The 1,016-nt window shown below is 64.9% G+C and carries 2 protein-coding genes; both read right to left on the bottom strand.

Annotated elements, in window-relative coordinates:
- Positions 1 to 371: cbb3-type cytochrome c oxidase subunit I (locus FNJ47_RS46195; protein WP_175068525.1), on the bottom strand; the 371-nt coding region annotated here is incomplete at its 3' end.
- Positions 361 to 924 (bottom strand): cupredoxin domain-containing protein, encoded by a 564-nt coding sequence (locus FNJ47_RS46200; protein WP_163163449.1) that lies wholly within the window; start codon positions 922 to 924, stop codon positions 361 to 363. The genes FNJ47_RS46195 and FNJ47_RS46200, both read right to left, overlap by 11 nt.
- Between the last annotated feature and the right edge of the window lie 92 nt (positions 925 to 1,016).

Consider the following 1,016-nt stretch of genomic DNA (forward strand, 5'->3'; position numbering starts at 1 on the left):
TTGCCGACCATCGGCGGATAGAAGGTGTAGAGCACCGAGGCGAGGCCCAGCGACACCGGGATCATCGCGACAACGGCGCCGACGGCGACCAGAAAGAAACCGGCCCAGGCCCAGCGCCGCCCAACCAGCGCCTTCTCCAGCGACGCTTCGGTGATCGCATAGCCGAATCCCATCGCGATCAACGTCGGGAATACGTATCCCATCGCCGAGCCATGCGCGGTGACCGAGCGATAGTAGAACTCTGGATTGAAATGCCAGGCGTTCAGCGGGCTGCGCACGAACATCTGCCAGGCGCCGAGCACCAGCGCCGCACCGAACACGATGAAGGCGAGCCAGAAGTGAGAGAGGATGAGCCGCTTGTTAGTCAACACAGGTCGGCCTCCGCTTCGCTGCCGCCATGTCGCGGAACGCGCCCTTGTCGATCACCTTGACCTTGCCCCACATGCCCTGGTGGCCGATGCCGCAGAATTCCTGGCACGGCATCACATGATCACCCGGCGCCTTGAAGCGCACCGGCAGGTCCGTGATGTAGCCCGGCACCAGCATGGTGTTGACGTTGGTGCCCTCGATCAGGAAGCCGTGCACGACATCGGCGCTGGTGGCGCGCAAGTTGATCGGCGTGTCCGCCGGCACCACGATGCATTGCGGCGTGAAGGAATATTGCTGGCCGATGGCGCGCACGGTGACCGAGCCGTCGGCCGCCATTTCACTGCCGAGATTGCTCTCGGTGAACTCGCCGGACAGATGCAGCGTCTTGGGATCGGCGATTTCGACCCGGCCCTGCGGCATCGTCGCCTGGTGGATGCCGATAAAGGCCGCCATGCCGACCAGCACGCCGACGATGACGATCGACAGCGTCGCCCAGCGCCGCTCGATCCGCGCCGCGACGGCCTCGCCCGGGCTATGGTCCGTCTCGGTCGCCATCAGGGAGCGCTCCGCGGCAGGAAGACCAGCAGATAGAATGCAAACCACAATCCGACCACGATAGCCGTCGCTATGCCCGCGATCGCGACCGC

The organism is Bradyrhizobium uaiense (assembly GCF_010811875.1).
Classification (GTDB): domain Bacteria; phylum Pseudomonadota; class Alphaproteobacteria; order Rhizobiales; family Xanthobacteraceae; genus Bradyrhizobium; species Bradyrhizobium uaiense.

Coding starts and splice junctions, on each gene's coding strand:
- FNJ47_RS46200 (WP_163163449.1), bottom strand. CDS start 924: ATGGCGACCGAGACGGACCATAGCCCGGGCGAGGCCGTCGCGGCGCGG.